The sequence below is a fragment of the Streptomyces sp. 1222.5 genome, from assembly GCF_900105245.1.
GTDB lineage: Bacteria > Actinomycetota > Actinomycetes > Streptomycetales > Streptomycetaceae > Streptomyces > Streptomyces albidocamelliae.
The window spans coordinates 3,804,657-3,829,101 of the sequence record NZ_FNSZ01000001.1 but is presented as its reverse complement, the minus strand read 5'-3'; the positions used below and the strand labels follow the sequence as shown (position 1 = coordinate 3,829,101).

Genomic DNA, 24,445 nt, shown 5'->3' with positions numbered 1-24,445 from the left:
CCCCTCTACGGTGTGAGAGTGAGCAGCAGCGGCCTCATCTACGCAGTCATTGTCGGGGCCTGGGCCGCCTACTTGGTGCCGATGTGGCTCCGTAGGCAGGACGAGCTGAACGAGGCCCGTCCGACGGAACGCTTCAGCACCGCCATCCGGCTGCTGTCCGGACGGGCGGGCATGGAGCGCCGATACGCCAAGGACCTGCGGGCGCGCTCCACCGAGGAGGGGGAGTCCGACGCCGGCGTTCCGGACGCGGTCACCGACTCGGTGGACGTCCGGTCCTTCGCCGTGCCTCCGACCCGCCGTCAGGCCCGGGGGGAGGCCGAGCCCGAGGCGCCGTCCGGCACGCAGCCGGCCCCCCGCCCCGACGACGCACCGGCACCCAGGTCCGCCTCCGTGCCCGCGCATCACTCCTCGGGCGCACCCGCGCACGTCGGCGCGTCCGTACCCGCACAGAAGCGTGTGCCGACCGCGCGGCAAACCCCCTCGGCGCAGGAGGCGGCCGCACGCGCCCAGCGCACGAAGGTGCTCGCCCGCCGACGGCGCACCACCGTGATGCTCTTCCTCACCTTCACCCTCGGCGCGATCGTGGCCGCCGTCGGCGGACTCGCCTTCCTGTGGGCGCCCGCCGCGCCCGCCGTCCTGCTCAGCGCCTACATCGCCTACCTGCGCTCCCAGGAGCGCCGGCGGTTCGCCTACCAGATGGACCGCCGCAGCGCCGAGGCGGCGGCCCAGCGGCTGCGCGAGCGGGAGCGGCAGCCGCGGCGGCGCGCCCCGCTCGACGCCCCCGTCGCCGACGAACCGGAGGAGGCCCCGGCGACCGACACGGACACCGGTCTCTCCGCGCTCGCCGCTGACCGGCGCGCCCTCGTCGAGCAGACCGACCACGCCGAGTGGGTCGACCAGCAACGCGAGCGCGAGCGGCGTCCGGGCCAGGGGGACAGCTGGGACCCGGTGCCGGTCCCGCTGCCGACGTACGTGACCGCGCCCGTCGCGCCGCGTGCCTCCTCCGACGTGGACCTGGGCGCGCCCGACACCTGGAGCGCGGCGCGCTCCGGCCCCGTCCTGCCGGAGCAGGAGACGGGCCGGGCGCAGGAGGCGGTGGCGGCGGACGGGACGGCGCCCGCGTCCGCGGGCAAGCCCGCGGGCGGCCGCAGCGACGCGCGCCGCGCGGCCTCCGCCCGCCGGTCCCGCGAGCGCGGCCACACCCCGCTCTTCGACCAGTACGAGGACGGCGACCGGCCGCGCGCCGCCAACGAGTGAGCCGTGCGGAAACTCCCGCTCCGACCGGTCCGTGAGCGGATTTCCGAGCAGCCCGATCGGGATGCTAAAGTTTCACTCGTTGCAAGGGCCTGTGGCGCAGTCCGGTAGCGCACCTCGTTCGCATCGAGGGGGCCAGGGGTTCAAATCCCCTCAGGTCCACGCAGCATGGAGCCCCAGCCGATTCACTTCGGCTGGGGCTCCATCGTTTATGTCGGGGGCAGGGACGGGGCAGAGGGCAGGCCCGCCGGAAGGCCTGGTGGCTCCAAGCGGGCCCCATGTGATCCGAGTTACAGGAAAAGCGTCTCAGAGCGTCTTCGCGAAGCAGCGGCTCTCGTCGTAGTGGCGGTAGTAACCGAACTTGGCGCACGGCTCGTACCCGCTGGACGCGTACAGGGCGAGGGCCTCCGGCTGCTTGCTGCCGGTCTCCAGGACCATACGGACCCGGCCGGCCGTGCGGGCGTCCTCCTCCAGGGCCGCGAGCATGCGGCGGGCGAGGCCCCGGCCGCGCATCGTCTCGACCACGAACATCCGCTTGAGCTCGGCGTCCCCGTCCTCGTTGCCCTCGTCGTTGGTGTCCTGGCTGCGCCAGCCACCGGTGGCCACGGGGCGGTCGTACTCGTCGTACGCGATCAGATACACGCCCCGCGGCGGGTCGAAGTCCGTGGGGTCGAGGAGTGTGGCGTCGCCGCCGTCGCCGTAGCGCACGTGGTACTCGGCCTGGACCTCGTCGTTGAGCTTGACGGCGTCGGGGTGATCGAAGCGAACGGGGCGAATATTCATGCGGGATATCGTACTTCTATGCGGATGGCCGGTGGCCTCGGACGGTGCGGACTGCGACCAGTGTGCCGGTATCGTGCCCGGGTGCTGACTGTGACCTCGGTGAACGTGAACGGGCTGCGAGCCGCCGCCAAGAAGGGCTTCGTGGAGTGGCTCGCCCAGACCTCCGCGGACGTCGTCTGCCTGCAGGAGGTGCGGGCCGAGCAGCACCAGCTCCCCGAGGGGGTCGGGCAGCCCGAGGGCTGGCACGTCGTCCACGCCCCGGCCGCCGCCAAGGGCCGTGCCGGCGTCTCCCTGTACACGCGGCGCGAGCCGGACCGGGTGCGGATCGGGTTCGGCTCGGCCGAGTTCGACGACAGCGGGCGCTACGTCGAGGCCGACCTGCCCGGTGTGACGGTCGCCTCCCTGTATCTGCCCTCCGGTGAGGTCGGCACCGAGCGGCAGGACGAGAAGGTCCGCTTCATGGACGAGTTCCTCGCGTACCTCAAGGATCTGCGCGAGCGGGCCGCCGCCGACGGGCGCGAGGTCGTCGTCTGCGGCGACTGGAACATCGCCCACCAGCGGGCCGACCTCAAGAACTGGCGCGGCAACACCAAGAGCTCCGGCTTCCTGCCGGAGGAACGGGCCTGGCTCGACCAGGTGTTCGCCCCCGAGGACGGCGGCTACGTCGACGTCGTCCGCACCCTGCACCCCGATGTCGAGGGGCCGTACACCTGGTGGTCGTACCGCGGGCGGGCCTTCGACAACGACACGGGGTGGCGCATCGACATCCAGGCGGCCACGCCCGGCCTCGCCGGCAAGGCCGTCAAGGGCTTCGTCGAGCGGGCGGCCACGCACACCGAGCGTTGGTCCGACCACGCGCCCGTGACAGTCGTCTACGACCTGTAGGGGCGGCCCGCGCCCTCAGGCGGCGCCCGTACCTTTGGTGATGCGGCGGTCGAGGGCCAGGGAGAGTTCCGCCTCCACCACGCTGCCGGCCAGTGGACGCAGCCGGTGGAGGTCCTCCTCGGGGGCGTGGCGCAGGATCAGGGAGGCGAAGAGTTCGGCCAGGGCGTCGGCGTGCTCACGCACGCGGGCGGCGGCCGTGAGGACGTCGGCGAGCGGGATGCCCTCGCGGACCAGCGCGGAGGAGACGTCCAGCAGCCGGCGGCTGATGTGGACGATCTCGTCGCCGTCGGTGCCGAGATAGCCGAGGTCCATGGCGGCGGCCAGGTTCTCGGGGGTGACCTCGCCCTCGAAGCGGGCGGCGAGTTCCTCGGGGGTGAGGCGGACCGGTTCCTCCTCGGTGGGGGTGCCGACGCCGAGGAGGTCGGCGACGTCACGGCCGTGGTCGAAGGCCTCGGCCAGTTCCGCGATGCCGTTCAGGGTGTGGCCGCGCTCCAGCAGGGCGGCGATGGTGCGCAGACGGGCCAGGTGGTGGTCGTCGTACCAGGCGATACGGCCCTCGCGGCGGGGTGCCGGGAGCAGCTTGCGCTCCCGGTAGAAGCGCAGCGTGCGTACGGTGATGCCGGCCAGGCGGGCCAGTTCCTCCATGCGGTACTCGCGCCGGTCCTGAGGGTGTGCCGCCGGGTGTTCTGCGTCTCCTGCCACCCCCGAAGCCTATGTTGTACCGCCGGTAACTTTCCTTCCCGCGCCCCCTACCGCTCGGTACGGAGCTGCTCTACAGTCCCATTGCGCCAGTGTTCACTGGCAGGGTCCAAGGTGATGCGTGGAGGCTCCGGGATGACCGAGCACGAGCATGTACGGGTGGCGGTGATCGGGTCCGGCTTCGGCGGTCTGGGGGCCGCCGTGCGGCTGCGCCGCGAGGGGATCACCGACTTCGTCGTCCTGGAGCGGGCCGACGAGGTCGGCGGCACCTGGCGGGACAACAGCTACCCCGGGTGCGCCTGCGACGTGCCCTCCCACCTGTACTCGTTCTCGTTCGCGCCCAACCCCGAGTGGCCGCGCACCTTCTCCGGCCAGCGGCACATCCGCGCCTACCTGGAGCACGTCACCGACCTCTTCGGCCTGCGCCCGCACCTGCGCCTCGGCTCCGAGGTCGAGCTGATGACCTGGGACGCCGAGAACCTGCGCTGGGTGATCGAGACCGCGCGCGGCACCCTGACCGCCGATGTCGTCGTCTCCGCCACCGGGCCGCTGTCCGACCCGAAGATCCCGGGCATCCCCGGTCTTGAGTCCTTCCCCGGCAAGGTCTTCCACTCCGCACGCTGGGACCACGACTACGACCTGCGCGGCAAGCGCGTCGCCATGGTGGGCACCGGCGCCTCCGCGATCCAGATCGTGCCGGCCATCCAGCCGCAGGTCGGCCGGCTCACCCTCTTCCAGCGCACCCCGCCCTGGGTGATGCCCCGCCTCGACCGCCCCATCACCGGCGCGGAGCGCCTGCTGCACCGGGCGGTCCCCTTCACCACCCAGCTGCGCCGCGGGGTGCTGTGGGGCATCAGGGAGCTGCAGGTCCAGGCGTTCACCAAGCACCCCGAGGAACTCGGCCTCGTCGAGCGCCTCGCCAAGCGGAACATGGCCCGCGCCGTCAAGGACCCGGCCCTGCGCGCCAAGCTGACCCCGGACTACCGCATCGGCTGCAAGCGGATCCTGCTGTCCAACACGTACTACCCGGCGCTCGCCCGGCCCAACGTGGACGTCGTCGCGTCCGGGCTCGCCGAGGTCCGCGGTTCGACCGTCGTCGCGGCCGACGGCACCGAGACCGAGGTCGACGCGATCGTCTTCGGTACGGGCTTCCACGTCACGGACATGCCCATCGCCGAGCGGGTTCTCGGCGCGGACGGTGTCACGCTCGCCGAGTCCTGGAAGGGCGGCATGCAGGCGCTGCGCGGAGCCTCGGCCGCGGGCTTCCCGAACTGGATGACGATCATCGGGCCCAACACCGGCCTCGGGAACTCCTCCATGATCCTCATGATCGAGTCGCAGCTGAACTACATGGCCGACTACCTGCGCCAGCTCGACGTGCTCGGCGGCCGTACCGCCCTCGACGCGCGGCCCGCCGCCGTCGACGCCTGGAACGACAAGGTCCAGGAGCGCATGAAGCGGACCGTGTGGAACACCGGCGGCTGCACCAGCTGGTACCTGGACCCGAGCGGCCGCAACACCACCATCTGGCCGGGTACGACCACCGAGTTCCGGCGCGCGACCCGGCGGGTGGACCTCGCGGAGTACGAGGTCCTGCGCACACCCGCCGGGAAGCAGAGGCCCGCCGGGAAGCAGAGGGCGGACGAGGAACAGCGGCCGGCATCCGTGAAGAAGGCGCGGGCCGCCACGGAGAAGAGCGAGAGCGCCGCATGAGCCGCCTCGCCCACGTGACCTCCGGTCCGTACGCCCCGCCCGTCCCCTCCCGTTCGCTCGCCGTCGTCTCCGCCGACGGCGCGCGGCTGCACGTCGAGGTGCACGGACCCGACGACGCCCCCGCGGTCGTCCTCGCGCACGGCTGGACCTGCTCCACCGCCTTCTGGGCCGCGCAGGTGCGGGACCTCTCCGCCGACCACCGGGTGATCACTTACGACCAGCGGGGGCACGGGCGCAGTCCCGCGAGCCCCGCCTGCACCACCGAGGCGCTGGCCGACGACCTGGAAGCGGTGCTCGAAGCGACCCTCGCGCCCGGCGAGAAGGCCCTGATCGCCGGCCATTCCATGGGCGGCATGACCGTCATGGCCGCCGCCACGCGCCCCCGCTTCCGGGAGCACGCCGCCGCCGTCCTGCTGTGCAGCACCGGCAGTTCGCGGTTGGTCGCGGAGGCCCGCGTGGTGCCGTGGCGCGCCGGGCGGGCCCGCACCTGGCTGACCGGGCGCGTCCTCGGTTCGCGCGCGCCGCTGGGTCCGGTCACGCCGGTCGCCAAGAGCATCCTCAAGTACGCGACCATGGGCGCCGGTTCGGCTCCGCACATGGTCGAGGCGTGCGCGCGGATCGTGCACGCCTGCCCGCGGGCCGCGCGCCACGCCTGGGCGGCCGTCCTGGAGGCGCTCGATCTCGACCACGGCGTACGGGAGTTGCACGCGCCCACCGCGGTGCTGCACGGCGCGTCCGACCGGCTCACGCCTCCCGTGCACGCCCGCGCCCTGGTCGCCGCGCTGCCGAACTGCGTCGGTCTCACCGATCTGCCCGGCGTCGGCCACATGACTCCGATCGAGGCTCCCGAGCTGGTCGGCGGCAGAATGCGGGAGCTCGTCACCACGTACGTCAAGGGGGCGGCCCCGGAGCACGGTTCCACCCCTGAGCAGATCAAGGAGGGCGCATGAGCAGGGCTAGCCTCGAGGGGCAGGTCGCGGTCGTCACCGGAGCGGCGCGCGGCGTCGGAGAGCTGCTGGCACGCAAGCTCTCCGCGCGCGGTGCGAAGGTGGCACTGGTCGGGCTGGAGGAGGAGGCGCTCAAGGAGGTCTCCGGACGGCTGCACAGCGAGAGCGCGTACTGGTACGCCGACGTCACCGACCACGAGGCCATGAGCCGGGTCGCGGGGGAGGTGAAGGAGCGGTTCGGCAAGGTCGACATCGTGGTCGCCAACGCCGGTGTGGCGACGGGCGGTCCGTTCGTCGACTCCGATCCGCAGGCGTGGCGGCGCGTGATCGAGGTGAACCTGATCGGTTCGGCGGTGACCGCCCGCGCGTTCCTGCCGGTGCTCGTCGAGAGCCGCGGCTACCTGCTCCAGATCGCCTCCCTCGCCGCGATCACCCCGGCGCCGATGATGACGGCGTACTGCGCGTCGAAGTCGGGTGTGGAGGCGTACGCGCACAGCCTGCGCGCCGAGGTCGGCTACCAGGGCGTGCGGGTCGGGGTCGGCTACCTGTCCTGGACCGACACCGACATGGTGCGCGGCGCCGACCAGGACGACGTCATGCGTGAACTGCGCCGGCGGCTGCCGTGGCCGTCGAACAAGACCTATCCGCTGGGCCCCGCCGTGGACCGGCTGGTCGCGGGTATCGAGCGGCGCTCGGCGCACGTGTACGGGCAGTGGTGGCTGCGGGGCATGCAGGGCGTGCGCGGCTACCTGCCGGCGCTCATCGGGACCGTCGGCCAGCGCGAGATGAAGCGGTTCGCGCCCCGGCTCCAGGGGATGCGCTCGGGACTCGTCGGCGCAGGTGGGGAGGCCGACGAGGCAGCCCGCGCTACGCACCGTAACTGATCGACATGCGTTGCGTGTTCGCCCGTGTGAATCTGGTCGAGGCCCCACCGAGGGGCCGACTCCCCACCCTCACTCACCACAGGAGTGAACCCACATGGGTATGAAGGACCAGATGCAGGACAAGGCCAACGAGCGGCAGAACCAGGCCAAGGACAAGGCGGGCCAGGGCCGCGAGCGCGCCGAGCGCGGCACGCAGCAGCCGCAGCGCGGTGGCCAGCAGCCCCAGCGCGGTGAGCGTGGCGGCCAGCACCAGCCGCAGCGCGGTGGCCAGCAGCCGCAGTCCGAGCGTGGTCGCCAGAACATGCGCGACACCGACGAGACGGAGCGGGAGATGGACGACCGCTTCGACCGCGACTACGACGCGTAGCCGCTGCGCTCGGCCTTGGCCGTACGACGTGGGGCACCCCTCCTGGTGAGGGGTGCCCTGCGCCCATGTCCGCGGTCATGGGCGCAGGCGGTGCGGGGGTGTTGTGCGGGTGCCGGTCCGTGGGGGCCTGTCGCGCGGTTCCCCGCGTCCCTTCGGAGCGCCCCCTACTGCCTCGGGGGGAGTTTCGGGCGGGAGCGGTCCGGGACGTCGCTGTAGTCGGGCGGGACGGCCGGCGGGTTGGTCTCCAGGAGTTCCAGGGCGAGTCGGACGGCGTCGTCGAGCTGGGCGTGCCTGCCCTCGGCCCAGTCCAGCGGGGTGCGCAGGACCTCCAGGTCGGGGGCGACGCCGTGGTTCTCCACGGACCAGCCGTAGGCGTCGAACCAGGCCGCGTTCATCGGCACGGTGATGACCGTGCCGTCGCCGAGCCGGTGCCGGCCCGTCATGCCGACCACGCCGCCCCAGGTGCGCTGGCCGACGACCGGGCCGAGCCCGAGGAGTTTGACGGCGGCGGTGATCATGTCGCCGTCCGAGGAGGTCGCCTCGTCGGCGAGGGCGACCACCGGGCCACGGGGCGCGTTGGAGGTGTAGGACACCGGCTGGGCGTTCCGGGTCAGGTCCCAGCCCAGGATCGTGCGGGTCAGCTTCTCGATGACCAGCTCGCTGATGTGGCCGCCCGCGTTGCCGCGCACGTCCACGATCAGCGCGGGCCGGGACACCTCCATGCGCAGGTCGCGGTTGAACTGTGCCCAGCCGGAGCCGCCCATGTCGGGGATGTGCAGGTAGCCGCATCGGCCGCCGCTCAACTCGCGCACGACCGCGCGGCGTTTGGCCACCCAGTCCTGGTAGCGCAGGGGGCGTTCGTCGACGAGCGGGACGACGGCGACCCGTCGGGGGCGGGCGGTCCCGCCTTCGGCCGGCGTGAACGTCAGTTCCACGGTCGTACCGCCCGAGCCCGCGAGCAGGGGGTAGGGGCCGGTGACCGGGTCGACCGGGCGGCCGTCGACATGGGTGAGGACGGCGCCCTCGCGGATGCCCGTGCCGGCCAGCGGTGAGCGTGCCTTGGAGTCGGAGGACTCGCCGGGCAGGATGCGCTTGACCGTCCAATGGCCGTCGCGGCGGACGAAGTTGGCGCCGAGCAGGCCCTGCCAGCGCTGGTAGTGGGGCGGCCCCTCGTTGCGGCGGGCGGCGGTGACGTAGGCGTGGGAGGTGCCCAGTTCGCCGAGGACCTCGCGCATCAGGTCGGCGAACTCGTCGGGGGAGTCGACGCGGTCCACCAGCGGCCGGTACTGGGCGAGCACCGCGTCCCAGTCGATGCCGCACATGCCCGGGTCCCAGTAGTAGGCGCGGATGAGGCGACCGGCCTCCGCGTACGACTGCCGCCACTCGGCGGCCGGATCGACCTCGTGCAGGATGCGGCGCAGGTCGATCCAGACGGTCGTGTCGCCGTCGCCGGGCTCGGTCGACGGCACGGCCCGCAGGTCGCCCTCGTCGACGACGACCAGCCGGGTGCCGTCGCCGCTGACCGCGAACCAGTCCAGGTGGCCTACGAGTTCGGACTTCTTGGCCTTGGTGATGTTGAAGTACTCCAGGGTCGGGCGTCCGGTGGTGTCGTCGGGGCTGGCGAAGGTCTCGCCGAGCGCGCCGGAGATCGGCCAGCGCAGCCAGACGAGTCCGCCGCCGGCGACCGGGTACAGCGCGGAGTACTTGGAGGCGATGACCGGGAACGGCGTGACCCTGCTCGGCAGGCCCTCCACCTCGACGGTGACCGTGCCGCCCTCACCGGTCTCCTCCTCCTCCAGCGGGTCCAGGCCGCCGGCGGCCGGGCGGCCCTCCGGGTTCAGGGCGAAGGGGGACGGGGTCGCCGAGGACAGCGGGACGAGGTAGGGGCGGCAGCCGAGCGGGAAGGACAGGTCGCCGGTGTGGACGTCGTACACGGGGTCGAAGCCGCGCCAGGAGAGGAAGGCGAGGTAGCGGCCGTCCCGGGTGAAGACGGGACTCTCGTCCTCGAAGCGGCCGTTCGTCACGTCGACGATGAGCCGGTCCTTGATCCGGCCCAGCTTGATCATGCGCAGCGAGCGGCCGATGCCCGGGTGGGACCAGGTGAGCCAGGAACCGTCGGGGGAGAAGGCCAGGTCGCGCACGGGCCCGTTGCCGGAGTGGATCAGCTCGACGACCGTGCCGCCCGCACCGGCCTCCGCTTCCTCCCCGGTCCCCTCGCCCGCTTCGTCCCCGGCCTCCTCCGGCACATCCAGCAGGAGCAGGCGTCCGTCGTGCGAGGCGATGGCCAGGCGCTCGCCGAGCGGGTCGGAGACCAGCTCCAGGACCCGGCCCAGCTCGCCGGAGGCCAGCCGGCGTGTCGGGCGGTCGCCGGACGCGCGCGGGAGCCGGGCGATCTCGACGGCGTCCTCGCCCTCCGCGTCGGTCACACAGGCCACCTGCCCGGTGGAGCCCAGCATCTCCGGCAGCCGCACCCGGACGCCGGCCGTCTCGGTGATCGTGCGGGCCGGGCCGTCGCGGTGGGTGAGCCAGTACAGGCTGCCGCGTACGACGACGGCGCTGGCCCGCCCCGTCTCGTCGACGGAGATGCCGTCCACGTTCTGCGCGGCCGGCACCTGGTAGCGGCGGCGGCCGGTGGCCGCTCCGGCGAGCCGGATGTCGAGCCGGTGCGGCGTGCCGCCCGGGGAGAAGTCGTCCGCCAGCCACAGGTCGCCCGCGCACTGGTAGACCACCCGGGTACCGTCGGTCGCGGCGTTGCGGGCGTAGAAGGCGTCGTGGTCGGTGTGGCGGCGCAGGTCGGTGCCGTCCGGGGCGCAGGAGTAGAGGTTGCCGACGCCTTCGTGGTCGGAGAGGAAGGCGATCCGGCCGGCGACGAACATGGGGCTTGCCAGGTGGCCGCCGATGTCCGGCAGGAGACGCTGTCCGTGCAGCCAGAGGCGGCCCGTCGCGCCGCCCCGGTAGCGCTTCCAGGAGGCCGGTTCGTGCGGCGGCGTGCCGGTGAGCAGCAGGGTCAGGTGCTCGCCGTCGACGTCGGCGACCTGGATGTCGGCGACCGGGCCCCAGGGCAGGCGCCCGCCCGGGTCGCCGTCGGTGGGCACCTTGTAGGCCCAGGTGAAGTAGGAGAAGGGCTCCCCGTGGGAGGCGACGGCCAGGATGTCGGTGTGGCCCTCGTCGTCCTCGGGTGTCCAGCCACAGACCTGTGTGTCGACGCTGCCCCAGTACGTCAGCTGCCGTGAGGGACCGCCGTCCACGGCGACGAGGTGGATCTCCGGGACCAGGCTGCGCCACGTCGTGAAGGCGATCCGGCTGCCGTCGGGTGAGAAGCGGGGGTGACCGGACTTCGTGCGGTCCGCGGTGAGCCGCCAGGCGCGGCCCGGGGAGTCCAGGGGGGCCAGCCAGAGGTCGTCCTCGGACACGAAGCACAGCAGGTCGCCGTTGATGTGGGGAAAGCGCAGATAGCTCACCTCCCCATGCTTTTCCGGGCAAAGGGCCCGGGCAACTCGTGGACAGGGGGTTTGGGCGCTTCGCACGGGCCCGGTTCGGGGGTTTCCGGTGGGCGTGACCCACCACACGTACGAAACGGTTTCGTTTCGCTTGTGGGAGGGGTATCTTCGGAGTCGTACGAAGCGAGAAGCCGTCAGGCTCCGGAGCGGGAAGGTGACAGGCATGACCGAGGTCGTCGCAACGGCGCGTCGCAGTCGGATCACGCCCGAGCGCGAGGCCGAGTTGTACGAGGCCGTGCTCGACCTGCTCCGGGAAGTCGGCTACGACGCCCTCACCATGGACGCCGTGGCCGCCCGTACGCGATCGAGCAAGGCCACGCTCTACCGCCAGTGGGGCGGCAAGGCCGAGCTGGTGGCGAAGGCGGTGCGGCACAGCAAGCCCGGCGGCTCCGCCGACGACATCGACACCGGGTCGCTCAAGGGCGATCTGCACGCGCTCACCATGCGTGCGGACGACTGCGAGATGGAACAGAACTCCGCGCTGATGCGGGGCCTGGCCATGGCGACCCACTCCAACCCGGACCTCCTGAAGGCGTTCCGGGAACACCTCATCGAGCCGGAGATGGCGGAGTTCCACCGTGTGCTCCAGCGCGCGATCGACCGGGGCGAAGTCCGCGCGGACAACCCGGCGATCGACTTCGTGATGCACATGATGATCGGTGGGTTCGCCGCCCGCACGATGATCGACGAGCAGCCGCCGACGCAGTCCTTCCTCCTCTCGTACATCGACGCCGTGGTCCTCCCCGCCCTCGGCGCTCGCACCACCTGACCGGCCGGACCACCCCGGTCCGCCGGTCCGCCTGATCGCGGTTCCTGATCAGGTACCGCGCGATCCTCCCCGCAAGCCCAGCAACCTGACGTCACCGCTCACGTCGTCGGGCTGATCACCCCTGCCCAGATTCACCCCACGACCTGACCGGGAGTACGCCTCCATGGCCACGTTCCTCTACCGACTCGGCCGCCTCGCCTTCCGGCGACGGCACTTCGTCGCCCTCATATGGGTCGCGCTGCTCACCCTCGCCGGGGTGGGCGCCGCCTCCGCGCCGGCCGCCGGCAACACGTCCTTCTCCATCCCCGGCACCGAGGCCCAGAAGGCCTTCGACCTGCTGGAACAGCGCTTCCCCGGGATGAGCGCCGACGGCGCCACCGCCCGGGTCGTCTTCAAGGCGCCGGCCGGCGAGAAGATGACGGACGCCGTCAACAAGGCGACCGTCAAGAAGACCGTCAAGGAGCTCGCGAGCGGTTCCGAGGTCACCTCCGTCGCCGACCCCTACCTCGCGCACGCCGTCAGCAAGAACGGCACCGTCGCGTACGCCTCGGTGAAGTACGAGGTCTCCGGCATGGAGCTGGAGGACTCCTCCCGCGACGCGCTGAAGGAGGCCGCAAAGGACGCGCGGGACGCGGGCCTCACCGTGGAGGTCGGCGGTGACGCGCTGACGGCCACCCCGGAAACCGGCTCCAGCGAGGTCATCGGCATCGCGATCGCCGCGGTCGTCCTCGTCATCACCTTCGGCTCGCTCCTCGCGGCCGGATTCCCGCTGCTGACCGCGATCATCGGCGTCGGCATCGGCGTCTCCACGATCACCGCGCTCGCCGGCGCCCTGGACCTGGGCTCGACCACGTCCACCCTGGCCTCGATGATCGGCCTCGCCGTCGGCATCGACTACGCCCTCTTCATCGTCTCCCGCTACCGCGCCGAACTGGCCGAGGGCCGCGAGCGCGAGGAGGCGGCCGGACGGGCCGTCGGCACGGCCGGCTCCGCGGTCGTCTTCGCCGGCCTGACCGTCGTCATCGCCCTCGTCGGCCTCTCCGTGGTCAACATCCCGATGCTGACCAAGATGGGCGTCGCCGCCGCGGGCACGGTCGCCATCGCCGTCCTCATCGCCCTCACCCTCATCCCCGCGCTGCTCGGCTACGCCGGCCGCAGGATCAAGCCGGCCGGCCAGAAGAGCAAGCTGCTCGGCGGCGGCCGCACGCCGAAGAAGCCGGGCCGCCCCAACATGGGCACCCGCTGGGCCAGCTTCGTCGTCCGGCGCCCGGTCGCCGTCCTCCTGCTCGGCGTGCTCGGCCTCGGCGCGGCGGCCATCCCGGCCGCCTCCCTCGAACTCGGCCTCCCCGACGACGGCTCCCAGCCGGTCTCCACCACCCAGCGCCGCGCCTACGACCTCCTCTCCGAGGGCTTCGGGCCGGGCTTCAACGGCCCGCTGATGGTCGTCGTCGACGCCAAGGACAGCGCCCACCCCAAGAAGGTCTTCACCGAGGTCGGCGACCGGATCGAGGGCCTGAAGGACGTCGTCACGGTCACCCCGGCCACGCCCAACAAGGCCGGTGACACTGCGACGATCACCGTGGTGCCGAAGTCCAAGCCGTCCTCGAAGACCACCGAGGACCTGGTGCACACCATCCGTGACGAGGGCACGGAGATCGGGCAGAAGACCGACTCCGAGATCCTGGTGACCGGCTCGACGGCGATGAACATCGACGTCTCGCAGAAGCTGAACGACGCCCTGCTGCCCTACCTCGCCCTGGTCGTCGGCCTCGCCTTCCTGCTGCTGATCGTGGTCTTCCGCTCGGTCCTGGTCCCGCTGAAGGCGGCCCTCGGCTTCCTGCTCAGCGTGCTGGCCGCGCTCGGCGCCGTGGTCGCGGTCTTCCAGTGGGGCTGGCTGTCCGGCCTGATGAACGTCGAGCAGACCGGCCCGGTCATGTCGATGATGCCGATCTTCATGGTGGGCGTCGTCTTCGGACTCGCCATGGACTACGAGGTCTTCCTCGTGACCCGGATGCGCGAGGCGTACGTCCACGGCGAGAAGCCGAGCCAGGCGGTGGTGACCGGCTTCCGGCACGGCGCCCGGGTCGTGACGGCCGCCGCGGTCATCATGATCGCCGTCTTCTCCGGCTTCATCGGCTCCAGCGAGTCGATGGTCAAGATGATCGGCTTCGGCCTCGCGGTCGCCGTCTTCTTCGACGCGTTCATCGTCCGCATGGCCATCGTCCCGGCGGTGCTCGCGCTGCTCGGCAAGCGGGCCTGGTGGCTGCCGAAGTGGCTGGACCGCGCACTGCCCAACGTCGACGTCGAGGGCGAGGGCCTGCGCGCCGCGGCCCGCGACGCCGACCCCGACGGGGAGCGGGAGCTGGTACGCGCCTGACGTACCGCCGCACAAGGACCGCCGGTGAGGGTGCCCGTGGGGACGGGGCTGCACCCTCACCGGCTTCCCGCGTGTCCGGCGCGGGCGGGCGGGGACGCACGGGTAAACCCCGTGAGCGCTGCTCCGGCGATGCCGTAGCGTGCCGTCCATGACGACGACAGCCGCCACCGACGCCGACGGGTCCGGAGCCCACCCCCGCTTCGCAGAGGCGCTGCGGGCCCTCGGGCTGGACGACGTGCTCGCCCGTACCCGACGGTTCCCGGAGGGCACCCGGACCGCCGTCGAGGCCGCCGCCGCGGTCGGCTGCGAGCTGAGCCAGATCTGCAAGTCGCTGATCTTCGCCGCCGACGGCGTCCCGGTGCTGGTCCTGATGGACGGGGCCTCGCGCGTGGACCTGGAACGGGTGCGCGGCGAGCTGGGCGCCGCGAAGGTCACCCGTGCCGACGCCGGCGTCGTCCGCGAGACCACCGGGTACGCCATCGGCGGCGTACCGCCCTTCGGGCACCGGACGCGTACGCGTGTCCTCGCCGACCGCTCGCTGCTCGCGCACGACGTGGTGTGGGCGGCGGCCGGGACCCCGCACGCCGTCTTCCCGATCCAGCCGAAGGACCTCGTCGCCCACGCCGGCGCCGACCTGGTGGACGTGCGCGAGCAGACCGCGTGACGCCGCTGGTCACCGCGGCGGTCCTGCTCGCCGCGGTCACCCACGCGAGCTGGAACGCCATCGCGCACCGCATCACCGACAAGCTGGTCGGCTTCACCCTGATCTCCGGCGGCGGCGTGCTCATCGGGCTCGCCGTGGCACCGTTCGTGGGCCGCCCGGCCGCGGCCGCCTGGCCGTTCCTGCTGGCCTCGGCGGTCGTGCACATCGCCTACTACGCCCTGCTCATGACCTCCTTCCGGCTCGGCGACTTCGGGCAGGCGTACCCCATCGCGCGCGGCAGCGCGCCCCTCGTGGTCACCGTGCTCGCCGCCGTCTTCGCGCACGAGCTGCCCTCCGGCTGGGCGGCGGCCGGCATCGCCGTGTCCTGCCTCGGACTCACCGGAGTCAGCCTGTGGGGCCTGCGCGGGAGACGGCCCGACTGGGCGGCGATCGGCGCGGCCCTCGCGACCGGCCTGACGATCGCCGCGTACACGGTGCTCGACGGCCTCGGGGTACGCGCGGCCCATTCGCCGCTCGGGTACATCGCCTGGCTCATGGCCATCCAGGGCGTCGTCATCCCCACCTGCATGTACGTCCGCCGACGGGGCGACACCGTACGGCTGCTCCGGCCCCACGCCGGTCTCGGCCTCCTCGGCTCCGTCCTGTCCGTCGCCGCCTACGCCCTGGTCCTGTGGGCGCAGACCCGCGCCGACCTGGCGCCCGTCGCGGCCCTGCGGGAGTCGTCCATCATCGTCGGGGCGGCCATCGGCGCGCTGTTCTTCAAGGAGCGCTTCGGAGCCCCGCGCATCGCGGCGGCGGGACTGCTGGTGGTCGGGATAGGCCTGATGCTGCACGCCGGGTAGGCACCGCGGGAAACGGGTGGCGGGCAGACCGCGGGGCACCCGGTGCGCATCCGCCGTACCGGCGCGGCCCGTACCGCGATCCGTACCGCGACCGGTGCCGTGATCCGTACGAGGATGACGTCGGAGCACGAGGCAGCAACCGGACGACAGGGAGCCGTCAATGACCGACAAGCCGACCGTCAGTGTCCTGGGCACCGGCATCATGGGGGCCGCGATGGCCCGGAACCTGTGCCGCGCGGGGTTCGCCGTCCGCGTCTGGAACCGTACCCGGGAGAAGGCCGAGCCGCTGGCGGCCGACGGCGCGCAGGTCGCCGGGACGCCCGCCGAGGCCGTCGAGGGCGCGGACGTCGTCCTGACGATGCTCCACGACGGCAACACCGTCCTGGACGTCATGCGCGAGGCCGCGCCGGGCCTGCGCCCCGGGGCGGTGTGGGCGCAGTGCACCACGGCCGGCATCGACCTGGCCGCCGACCTGGCCGCCTTCGCCGCCGGACGCGGGCTGGTCCTCTACGACGCCCCGGTCCTCGGCACCCGCCAGCCCGCGGAGGCCGGACAGCTGACGGTGCTGGCCGCCGGGCCCGAGGAAGGCCGGGAGAAGGTGACGCCGGTCTTCGACGCGGTGGGCGCGAAGACCCTGTGGACCGGGGACGACCCGGGTGCCGGCAGCGCCAGCCGGCTCAAGCTGGTCGCCAACAGCTGGGTGCTCGCGGCGACGGCGGCGACGGGCGAGGTCCTGGCGCTCGCGAAGGCCCTCGGCGTGGACCCGCACAAGTTCTTCGACCTCATCGAGGGCGGACCGCTCGACATGGGGTACCTGCGTGCCAAGGCCGCGCTGGTGCTGGACGGCAAGCTGTCGCCGGCGTCCTTCGCGGTGGCGACCGCGGAGAAGGACGCCCGGCTCATCGTCGAGGCGGGCGAGGGCAACGGCGTGCGCCTCGACGTCGCCGCCGCGACCGCCGAGCGGTTCGCGCGCGCCGCCGCCCAGGGGCACGCGGACGAGGACATGGCCGCCGCGTACTTCGCCAGCTTCGACGAGAAGCCGCGCGGCTGAGCACGCCAGGGGGGCCGCGCCCCGGTCCGGTCTCCACGAGCCCCAGGAGTGCGCGCCGGGATGCCCGGGCGCACCCTGGAAGCAGGGAATTCTCGGAGGTGGTCCGACATGATGCACACCACTGTGGGATGGCACGTCGAGCTGGAGTTCATGGAGGACGATCAGCACACGCGCGCGGCGGCCATGGTGCGTCTGCCCGACGGCACGGAGGTACGGGCGCACGGCCGGGCCAGCCGGCACAGCGTCGACTCCAACCAGCCGAGGGTCGGCGAGGAGATCGCCGGTGCCCGCGCCCTGAACGAACTGGCCATGCAGCTGCTGGGGAAGGCGCACGGGGAGATCGACGCGGACTCCGGACGGATCTCGCATCCGATCAACGTGTGACGGCGGCGGGCCCCCGCCGGCCCCGCGTCCTACGCGAGCGCCGAGCGCAGGGCCCGCAGCAGTGCCTGTGCCCTCGGGTCAGCCGTCACGCTCTGCCTGAAGCCGTTGGTGACGTAGCCGAAGGAGACACCCGTCTCCGGGTCGGCGAGGCCCAGGGCGCCGCCGCGGCCGGGGTGGCCGAAGGAGGTGGGGGAGAGCAGCGGGGACGCGCTGCCGTGCAGCATGTGGCCGAGGCCGAACCGGGTGCCGACGACCAGGACCCGGTCGGCCCCGGCGGACTGCTCGGTGCGGGCCAGTTCCGTCGTCTCCGGGGTGAACAGGCGGGTGCCGCCGTCCACCTCGCCGATCAGCGAGGCGTAGAAGCGGGCCAGTCCGTCGGCGGTGGCGATGCCGTTGGAGGCGGCCAGGGCGGCCGCGCGGTAGGAGGGCGCGTTCTCGTCCGGCAGCGGGGTGATCGCCGCGAACGCGCGGCGGGTCAGCGACTCCGGGTCGGCGTAGGCCTCCGTCACCGCGCGCTTGGGCCGGGTCTTCAGGGCGCCCGCGGACTGCGGTCCCTCGACGGGGCCGACGCGCCCCACGCGCGCGTGCTCCGATTCCGGCAGGCCGAGCCAGAGGTCCGCGCCGACCGGGCGGGCCATCTCCTCCGCGATCCACTCGCCGATCGGGCGGCCGGTGACGCGCCGGACCAGTTCGCCGGTCAGCCAGCTGTAGGTCTGGGCGTGGTAGCCGTGGTCCGTGCCCGGCTCCCACGCCGGGGCCTGCGCGGCGACGGCCGCGGCGCCCATGTCGGGGTCGGCGGCCTCGGCGGGGGTCAGCGGGCGGTCCAGCACGGGCACGCCGGCTCGGTGCGCGAGCAGGTGCCGCACCCGGGTGTGCTCCTTGCCTGCCGCCTTGTACTCCGGCCAGTACGTGCCGACGGGGGCGTCCAGGTCCAGTTCGCCGCGCTGGTGCAGGAGCAGCAGCGCGGCCGCGGCGACGCCCTTGGTCGCGGAACGCACGATCTGCGCGGTCCCGGACTCCCAGGGGGTGTCGCCGTCCACGTCCCTGGTGCCGGCCCACAGGTCCACGACCCGGTGTCCGTCGCGGTACACGGCGACGGCCGCGCCCCGCTCCCCGAGCAGCGCGAAGTTCGCTGCGAACGCTTCCCTGACCGGCTCGAAGCCCTCGGCCACAGTGCCGTTCACGTCCACGCCCCGCCGTCCCTTCCGATCGCCTGCGACAGTGGCTGCAACGTCGGCCGCGCGCCTGCGATTCCTCGGTGGGGAAGGGGGGCGGACGTGAGGTGTCTCTCAGCCGTGCCCGGCCGGTCGCTCAGCCGAGCAGGATCGTCACGTCGATGTTGCCGCGGGTCGCGTTCGAGTACGGGCACACCTCGTGCGCCTCGTCCACCAGACGGGCCGCGAGTTCGGCGTCCAGCACCGGGAGCGAGACGCTGAGCGCGACCGCGAGGCCGTAGCCGCGGGTTCTGTTCGGTCCGAGGCCGACCTTGGCGGCCACCGTGGAGCCGGCCAGGTCGTAGCCCGCGCGGTTGCCGACGAGGATCAGGGCGTTGTGGAAGCAGGCGCTGTACCCGGCCGCGAACAGCTGCTCCGGGTTGGTGCCGTTGCCGTCGCCGCCCAGCGCCGGGGGCATGGCGACCTTCAGCTCGATCTGGCCGTCCTGGCTGGTGACATAGCCGTCCCGGCCGCCGTGGGCGGTGGCCTCGGCGACGTACACGATCTTCGTCGGACGGGTGTCGACGGCGGTGCCCTCGGTCATGGCCGGCCTCCCCCAGAACAAGTGGCGCACAAGTGCATTGCGCACAAGGTACTGGCTGGTAGGTCAGCGGGCACCGGCAGGGTGGCGTTCCGCGGGCGGCCGCCGGTACCGGTTGCCGGGATCAGTGCCGGTCCGCCGCCGTTGCCGCGCGCTCGGTGAGTCTCCACAGCTCCTCGCGCAGCCGCGCGATCTCCTGCGCCGCGAGCCCCGTGGAGGTGAGCAGCGCGCCGGGCACGCGCACCGCGCGCTCCCTGAGCTGCTCACCGCGCCCGGTGCACGCGACGAGCACCGAGCGCTCGTCGTCCGCCGCACGCTCCTTGCGCACCAGACCCGCCGCCTCCAGCCGCTTCAGCAGCGGCGAGACGGTGCCGTAGTCCAGCCGGAGCGCACGCGCCAGCTCCTTCACGCTGGTCTCGCCCCGCTCCCACAGCACGAGCAGCACGAGGTACTGCGGATAGGTGAGCCCGAGGTCGTCCAGCAGCGGGCGGTACGCCGCGGTCACCGCGCGCTGGGCGGCGTACAGCGCGAAGCACAGCTGGTCCTCCAGCAGCAGCGACCCGGTGGCCCCCGGGTCGTCCCGGTCCTCTAGACGCATCACGCGCCCATTGTCGGGGAAGCACCGCACGCGGCGCCGCCCGTACGGTCACAAAGGCGCGGCGGGTGTCACGCCCGCCCCGGCGCGGGCGCCGCCGCGCGCGGATCGAAGCCGAAGGGCAGCTCCAGGCGGTGCGCCCGCATCACCGCGTCGTCGGAGAGCAGCTCGCCGGTCGGGCCGTCGGCCGCGATCACGCCGTCGCTGAGGATCAGCGAGCGCGGGCACAGCTCCAGGGCGTACGGCAGATCGTGGGTGACCATGAGGACCGTGACGTCCAGGGAGCGCAGGATGTCGGCGAGTTCGCGGCGCGAGGCCGGGTCCAGGTTCGACGACGGCTCGTCCAGGACCAGGATCTCCGGTTCCATGGCGAGCACCGTGGCCACCGCGACACGCCTGCGCTGGCCGAAGGACAGGTGGTGCGGCGGCCGGTCGGCGAAGTCCTGCATGCCGACCCGCTCCAGCGCGCGCCGCACCCGTTCCTCCAGCTCCGCGCCCTTGAGCCCGGCGGCGGCCGGCCCGAACGCCACGTCCTCCCGCACGGACGGCATGAACAGCTGGTCGTCCGGGTCCTGGAAGACGATTCCGACCTTCTGCCGGATGGCGGCCATGTGCTGCTTGGAGACGGGAAGCCCGGCCACGGTCACCGTGCCGGCGCCGCCGCCCAGGATGCCGTTCAGATGCAGCACCAGGGTGGTCTTGCCGGCGCCGTTGGGGCCGAGCAGCGCGACGCGTTCGCCGCGCGCGATGGTGAAGTCGACGCCGAACAGTGCCTGATGGCCGTCCGGGTAGGCGAAGGCCAGTCCGGCCACTTCCAGCGTAGGTGTCACAGGACCCATCCCAGCAGACAGACGGCGAGGGCGGCGAAGGGGAGGGCGAGGGCGTACGACCACTGCGCCCGGGACGCGGTCACCTCGTCGATCACCGGCATCGAGCCGGCGTACCCCCGGCTCACCATGGCCAGGTGCACGCGCTCCCCGCGCTCGTAGGAGCGGATGAACAGCGCGCCGGCCGACTTGGCGAGCACGCCCCAGTGCCGCACGCCCCTCGCCTCGAAGCCGCGCGACTCGCGTGCGATCCGCATCCGGCGCATCTCGTCGGTGATGACGTCGCCGTAGCGGATCATGAAGGACGCGATCTGCACGAGCAGCGGCGGCAGCTTCAGCCGCTGCAGGCCGAGCAGCAGTTCCCGCAGTTCGGTGGTGGCGGCGAGCAGCACGGACGCGGCGACGCCGAGGGTGCCCTTGGCGAGCACGTTCCAGGCGCCCCACAGTCCGCTGACGCTCAGCGACATCCCGAGGACGTGCACCCGTTCGCCCTCGGCGACGAACGGCATGAGGACCGCGAACGCCACGAACGGCACCTCGATCAGCAGCCGCTTCAGCAGGAAACCGCCGGGCACGCGCGCCCGGTACGCGACGCAGCCGAGCAGGACCGCGTACACGGCGAAGGCCCACATCACCTCCCGCGGGGTCGACACCACGACGACCACGAAGAGGAAGACGGCCGCCAGTTTGGTGTGCGGCGGCAGGGCGTGCACGGGCGAGTGCCCGTGCCGGTAGAGCCGGTGCGCGTGTCCCGCCCCCATGTCAGGCGCCCGTGCTCGCCGTGGAGGCGGGCGAGAGGTCCGCGTCGCGGCGCCGGCGCACCGCCCAGAAGACCGCGCTGCCCGCGACGACGGTGACGCCGACGCCGATCACCCCGGCGAGGCCGCCGGACAGCCGGGCGTCGGAGACGTCCTTGACGCCGTAGTCGGCGAGCGGGGAGTCGGACGCGGCGTGCGCCTCGGCCTTCTTGTCGATGCCCTTGTCGTGCGCGACCTTCTCCAGCCCGTCCGGGTCGGCGGAGGCGTAGAAGCTGACGAAGCCGGCGAGGACGAGGGAGGTGACGAGGCCGGTCACCCACAGTGTCCGCCGGGAGGTGCGAGCCGCCACGGGCGCCGTGGGCGCGGGCGCGTCCACCAGCGAGCCGTTCACCCGGAGCTGGAGCCGCTGCCGCAGACCGCGCGCGCCGTGCACCAGGTCGGGGCGTACGGCGACGACGGCACCGACCGTGAGGGCGGTGATCACCGCCTCGCCGATGCCGATCAGCACGTGCACGCCGATCATCGCGGTCGCGACCTTGCCGATGGAGATGTCGGTGGTGCCGCCGATCGCGTAGATCAGCGTGAAGGCCACGGCGGCGGCCGGCACGGACACCAGCGCGGCGACGAAGGAGGCGGCCGTCACCGAGCGCCGCCCTCGCGGCAGCACGGCGAGCAGTCCGCGGAAGAGGGCGTAGGAGACGACGGTCGTGACGAGCGCCATGTCGGTGATGTTCACGCCGAGCGCGGTCAGCCCGCCGTCGGCGAACAGCACACCCTGCATGAGCAGCACGACCGACACGCACAGCACGCCTGTGTAGGGGCCGACGAGTATCGCGGCCAGCGCGCCACCGAGGAGGTGGCCGCTTGTTCCGGCCGCGACGGGGAAGTTGAGCATCTGTACGGCGAAGATGAACGCCGCCACCAGACCGGCCAGCGGTGCGGTTCGCTCGTCGAGTTCGCGGCGGGCGCCGCGCAGGCTCACGGCGAGGGCGCCGGCGGCGACCACACCGGTGACCGCGGAGGTGGGGGCGTCGATGAATCCGTCAGGTACGTGCACCGTTTGATTTTAAAGGGTTGTTGCGAAGGGTTTGCAAGTACCAGTCGGTCGTCCGCCGACTGCGCCCGCCCCCGCGAGATCCGCGGCCTCCGGGAAGCGCGAACGGGAAAATGTGGGACATTGGAGGAGAAGCGGATGCACAGCTTTCACCTAGGTCACTCAGCGTGAGAGGGCGGTCCGATGTCTGTGGTCGAACAGTACGCGCGCGCCCATATCGTCACGGACGAGGAGGACCCTGGGGCCGTACCCGTGGTGCTGCGGTACGACCCCGACAGTGATCCGCGCTCGGTGCGGGTCGGACTGCCGGGCCCCCACGAGTGGACGTTCTCCCGTGCGCTGCTGGAACGCGGACTGCGGGTCCCCGCCGAGAGCGGTGACGTGCGCGTGTGGCCGTGCGGACGGGTCCAGGCGATCCTGGAACTGCACACGGACAACGGTGTCGCCGTGGTGCAGTTCGAGTCCAAGGCGCTGGTGAGGTTCCTGCGCCGGACCTACACGGTGGAGCCGGTGCGGACCTGACCGCCCGCCCGGTTGCGCGGATCGTGCCGGTGGCACGGTGAGGCCGCGGCCGGGTACGGCCGAGCCGTGGACGCCGTCAGCCGCCCGACTTCAGCAGGGTCGCCACGATCGGGCCCGCTGTGTCGCCGCCGTGGCCGCCCGCCTGCACCACACCCGCCGCGGCCAGGTCGCCGCGGTAGGCGGTGAACCAGCCGTTCGGCTTCTTCTGCCCGTCCACCTCCGCCGAGCCGGTCTTCGCGCCGTAGTCCGGGCCGAGCCCCGACATGGCCTCGGCGGCGGTGCCGTAGGCGGCCGTGTACTGCATCAGCTCACGCAGCTGGGGCAGCGTCTTGGCGGACAGCTTCCGGGACGCCGCGGCGAGCTTGCGGTGATCGACGGACGGCGACACCAGGTACGGCTGGTGGAAGCTGCCCGACTTCACCGTCGCCGCCACCGACGCCATGTTCAGCGGGTTCATGCGCACCCCGCCCTGCCCGATCAGCGAGGCCGCCATCTGCGCCTGCGACTGCACCGGCACCGCGCCGTCGAAGGTGGGCACGCCGATCGCCCAGTTGTTCATGGACAGACCGAAGACCTGCTGCGCCTGCTTGGTCAGGTCGTCGTCCTTCAGCTTCTTCGCCTGGCTGATGAAGGCGGTGTTGCAGGAGCGCGCGAAGCTCGCCTTGAACGTGCCGTCCTTGATCTGGAAGTCGTCGTCGTTGTGGAACTTCCAGCCGCCGTAGGTGACCGTCTTGGGACAGGGGTGCTCCTTGTCCGCCGAGGCCAGGCCCTTGTCGATCAGCAGCGACGAGGTGATGACCTTCATCGTGGAGCCGGGCGCCAGCGAGCCCTGGAAGGCGGTGTTGAAACCGTGCCCGCTGTTGGCGACCGCGAGGATCTCGCCGGTCGAGGGCCGCAGGGCGACCACGGAGGCGCGCGTGCGCTTGGCGACCTGCCGTTCGGCCGCGGCCTGGAGGGACGGGCTCAGCGTCGTCCGCACCGTGCCCGGTGTGCCCTTGCTCAGCTCGACGAGCGTCTTGTCGGACAGCTTGTCCGCCCTGGCCGCCTTGCCGCGCACCACGCGCAGCTCGACGCCCGCCCTGCCGCCCGCCGTCTTGCCGTACTTCTCGCGCAGGCCGTCCAGCACCACGCCCAGGGACGGGTACTGCGTGTCCGTCAGCTTCCCGCCGTCGCGGTCCAGCGCCGTCACCGGCGGGGTCCCGGACTCGCCGGTGACCAGCTTGTCGCCGTCCTTCAGGTCCGGGTGGACGACCGAGGAGTGCCACTGGACCATCGGCCTGCCGTCGCTCTTGCGGCGTACGACGGTGAGAGCGCTGTCGTAGGCGAGCGGCTTGCTGAGCTTGTGGTACGACACCGTCGCCTTCACGGAGAACGGCACCTCGGCGCCCCTGGCCTTGCCGGCGGTGAGCGTGAGGTCCTTCAGGTGGGCGTCCTTCGTGAGGCCGGTGAGGAGGGGGCCGGCGGCGGACGGGTCGTCGGTGGCGGCCGCCGCGTCGGTGACGCTGCCCTTCTGCCAGGCGGTGAGGAAGTGCGTCGAGGCGGTGCGGACCTCGGCCGTCGTGAGCGGGCCCGTCCTGACGGTCTTGTGGCCGCCCTGCGCGGACGTGCCCTCGTCGGCCGCGGCGCCGCCGCCGTAGAGGGCGTAGGCGCCGATGCCGGCGCCGCCGACGACCACGGCGATCATCCCGCCGAGTACGGCGGGCGGGGTCTTCCGTCGCTCGGCGACGCGCCTTCTCTTGCCCACAGCCTCAGTTCCTCCGCGCCTTCCTCAGGGTCCCCGCAGCCCTCACAATCCCCAACGACGTCCTCACCCTA

The 24,445-nt window shown here is 72.6% G+C and carries 23 protein-coding genes and 1 tRNA gene; 14 read left to right on the top strand and 10 right to left on the bottom strand.

Features of this window, described 5'->3' with window-relative positions:
• Positions 1 to 18 precede the first annotated feature (18 nt).
• A complete protein-coding gene (gene glpR, locus BLW57_RS17070; protein ID WP_176985613.1) occupies positions 19 to 1,257 on the top strand; it encodes a divisome protein SepX/GlpR in 1,239 nt (412 codons plus the stop codon).
• 85 nt (positions 1,258 to 1,342) lie between these two features.
• A tRNA-Ala gene (locus BLW57_RS17065) sits at positions 1,343 to 1,416 on the top strand.
• Positions 1,417 to 1,560: 144 nt separating this feature from the next.
• Here BLW57_RS17065 and BLW57_RS17060 read toward each other — a convergent pair.
• Positions 1,561 to 2,037: a GNAT family N-acetyltransferase gene (locus BLW57_RS17060; RefSeq protein ID WP_093475561.1), complete on the bottom strand. Its 477-nt coding sequence runs from the start codon at positions 2,035 to 2,037 to the stop codon at positions 1,561 to 1,563.
• 90 nt (positions 2,038 to 2,127) lie between these two features.
• Between BLW57_RS17060 and BLW57_RS17055 the strand changes: the two genes are divergently transcribed.
• Positions 2,128 to 2,922, top strand: coding sequence for an exodeoxyribonuclease III (locus tag BLW57_RS17055; RefSeq protein ID WP_256339823.1), 795 nt, complete (start codon positions 2,128 to 2,130; stop codon positions 2,920 to 2,922).
• 15 nt (positions 2,923 to 2,937) lie between these two features.
• On the opposite strand, the gene BLW57_RS17050 is transcribed toward BLW57_RS17055, so the two are convergent.
• On the bottom strand, positions 2,938 to 3,567 hold the full coding sequence (locus BLW57_RS17050) for a MerR family transcriptional regulator (protein WP_093475558.1): 630 nt from the start codon (positions 3,565 to 3,567) through the stop codon (positions 2,938 to 2,940).
• A gap of 189 nt (positions 3,568 to 3,756) precedes the next feature.
• Between BLW57_RS17050 and BLW57_RS17045 the strand changes: the two genes are divergently transcribed.
• From BLW57_RS17045 to BLW57_RS17030, 4 genes are all read left to right on the top strand, one after another.
• A complete protein-coding gene (locus BLW57_RS17045; RefSeq protein WP_093475557.1) occupies positions 3,757 to 5,334 on the top strand; it encodes a flavin-containing monooxygenase in 1,578 nt (525 codons plus the stop codon).
• Positions 5,331 to 6,284, top strand: a complete 954-nt coding sequence (locus BLW57_RS17040) for an alpha/beta fold hydrolase (RefSeq protein ID WP_093475556.1) — start codon at positions 5,331 to 5,333, stop codon at positions 6,282 to 6,284. The genes BLW57_RS17045 and BLW57_RS17040 overlap by 4 nt, the downstream gene beginning before the upstream one ends.
• A complete protein-coding gene (locus BLW57_RS17035; RefSeq protein ID WP_093475555.1) occupies positions 6,281 to 7,165 on the top strand; it encodes an SDR family oxidoreductase in 885 nt (294 codons plus the stop codon). The genes BLW57_RS17040 and BLW57_RS17035 overlap by 4 nt, the downstream gene beginning before the upstream one ends.
• Positions 7,166 to 7,259: 94 nt before the next feature.
• Entirely contained in the window at positions 7,260 to 7,532 is a 273-nt protein-coding gene (locus BLW57_RS17030) for a hypothetical protein (protein WP_093475553.1), read from the top strand.
• Positions 7,533 to 7,696: 164 nt separating this feature from the next.
• Here BLW57_RS17030 and BLW57_RS17025 read toward each other — a convergent pair whose 3' ends face one another.
• Positions 7,697 to 10,993, bottom strand: coding sequence for a S41 family peptidase (locus BLW57_RS17025; RefSeq protein ID WP_093475552.1), 3,297 nt, complete (start codon positions 10,991 to 10,993; stop codon positions 7,697 to 7,699).
• 202 nt (positions 10,994 to 11,195) lie between these two features.
• On the opposite strand from BLW57_RS17025, the gene BLW57_RS17020 reads away from it, so the two are divergent.
• From BLW57_RS17020 to BLW57_RS16995, 6 genes are all read left to right on the top strand, one after another.
• Entirely contained in the window at positions 11,196 to 11,801 is a 606-nt protein-coding gene (locus tag BLW57_RS17020; protein WP_093475550.1) for a TetR/AcrR family transcriptional regulator, read from the top strand.
• Between the two features lie 163 nt (positions 11,802 to 11,964).
• Positions 11,965 to 14,178 (top strand): MMPL family transporter, encoded by a 2,214-nt coding sequence (locus BLW57_RS17015; RefSeq protein ID WP_093475549.1) that lies wholly within the window; start codon positions 11,965 to 11,967, stop codon positions 14,176 to 14,178.
• A 148-nt stretch (positions 14,179 to 14,326) separates the two neighbouring features.
• On the top strand, positions 14,327 to 14,842 hold the full coding sequence (locus BLW57_RS17010) for a YbaK/EbsC family protein (protein WP_093475547.1): 516 nt from the start codon (positions 14,327 to 14,329) through the stop codon (positions 14,840 to 14,842).
• Entirely contained in the window at positions 14,839 to 15,684 is an 846-nt protein-coding gene (locus tag BLW57_RS17005) for an EamA family transporter (RefSeq protein ID WP_093475546.1), read from the top strand. The genes BLW57_RS17010 and BLW57_RS17005 overlap by 4 nt, the downstream gene beginning before the upstream one ends.
• A gap of 160 nt (positions 15,685 to 15,844) precedes the next feature.
• The gene (locus BLW57_RS17000; protein ID WP_093475544.1) at positions 15,845 to 16,735 is read left to right on the top strand and encodes an NAD(P)-dependent oxidoreductase; all 891 of its coding nucleotides are present in this window, start codon (positions 15,845 to 15,847) and stop codon (positions 16,733 to 16,735) included.
• 108 nt (positions 16,736 to 16,843) lie between these two features.
• A complete protein-coding gene (locus BLW57_RS16995; protein WP_093475543.1) occupies positions 16,844 to 17,119 on the top strand; it encodes a DUF1876 domain-containing protein in 276 nt (91 codons plus the stop codon).
• A gap of 29 nt (positions 17,120 to 17,148) precedes the next feature.
• On the opposite strand, the gene BLW57_RS16990 is transcribed toward BLW57_RS16995, so the two are convergent.
• From BLW57_RS16990 to BLW57_RS16965, 6 genes are all read right to left on the bottom strand, one after another.
• Complete coding sequence (locus BLW57_RS16990) at positions 17,149 to 18,309, bottom strand: serine hydrolase domain-containing protein (RefSeq protein WP_093475541.1); 1,161 nt, start codon at positions 18,307 to 18,309, stop codon at positions 17,149 to 17,151.
• 121 nt (positions 18,310 to 18,430) lie between these two features.
• Positions 18,431 to 18,877 carry an organic hydroperoxide resistance protein gene (locus tag BLW57_RS16985; RefSeq protein ID WP_093475540.1) on the bottom strand — a complete coding sequence of 149 codons (447 nt, stop codon included), beginning with the start codon at positions 18,875 to 18,877 and terminating at the stop codon, positions 18,431 to 18,433.
• 121 nt (positions 18,878 to 18,998) lie between these two features.
• A complete protein-coding gene (locus tag BLW57_RS16980; RefSeq protein ID WP_093475538.1) occupies positions 18,999 to 19,472 on the bottom strand; it encodes a MarR family winged helix-turn-helix transcriptional regulator in 474 nt (157 codons plus the stop codon).
• 68 nt (positions 19,473 to 19,540) lie between these two features.
• On the bottom strand, positions 19,541 to 20,308 hold the full coding sequence (locus BLW57_RS16975; protein ID WP_093475537.1) for an energy-coupling factor ABC transporter ATP-binding protein: 768 nt from the start codon (positions 20,306 to 20,308) through the stop codon (positions 19,541 to 19,543).
• On the bottom strand, positions 20,296 to 21,057 hold the full coding sequence (gene cbiQ / locus BLW57_RS16970) for a cobalt ECF transporter T component CbiQ (protein WP_093475535.1): 762 nt from the start codon (positions 21,055 to 21,057) through the stop codon (positions 20,296 to 20,298). The genes BLW57_RS16975 and cbiQ overlap by 13 nt, the downstream gene beginning before the upstream one ends.
• 1 nt (position 21,058) lies before the next feature.
• Positions 21,059 to 22,111 carry an energy-coupling factor ABC transporter permease gene (locus BLW57_RS16965; RefSeq protein ID WP_093475534.1) on the bottom strand — a complete coding sequence of 351 codons (1,053 nt, stop codon included), beginning with the start codon at positions 22,109 to 22,111 and terminating at the stop codon, positions 21,059 to 21,061.
• A 180-nt stretch (positions 22,112 to 22,291) separates the two neighbouring features.
• Here BLW57_RS16965 and BLW57_RS16960 point away from each other — a divergent pair, with 180 nt between their 5' ends.
• A complete protein-coding gene (locus BLW57_RS16960; RefSeq protein ID WP_093475532.1) occupies positions 22,292 to 22,630 on the top strand; it encodes an SsgA family sporulation/cell division regulator in 339 nt (112 codons plus the stop codon).
• A 76-nt stretch (positions 22,631 to 22,706) separates the two neighbouring features.
• Here BLW57_RS16960 and BLW57_RS16955 read toward each other — a convergent pair whose 3' ends face one another.
• Complete coding sequence (locus tag BLW57_RS16955; protein ID WP_093475531.1) at positions 22,707 to 24,374, bottom strand: penicillin-binding transpeptidase domain-containing protein; 1,668 nt, start codon at positions 24,372 to 24,374, stop codon at positions 22,707 to 22,709.
• Positions 24,375 to 24,445: the final 71 nt, after the last annotated feature.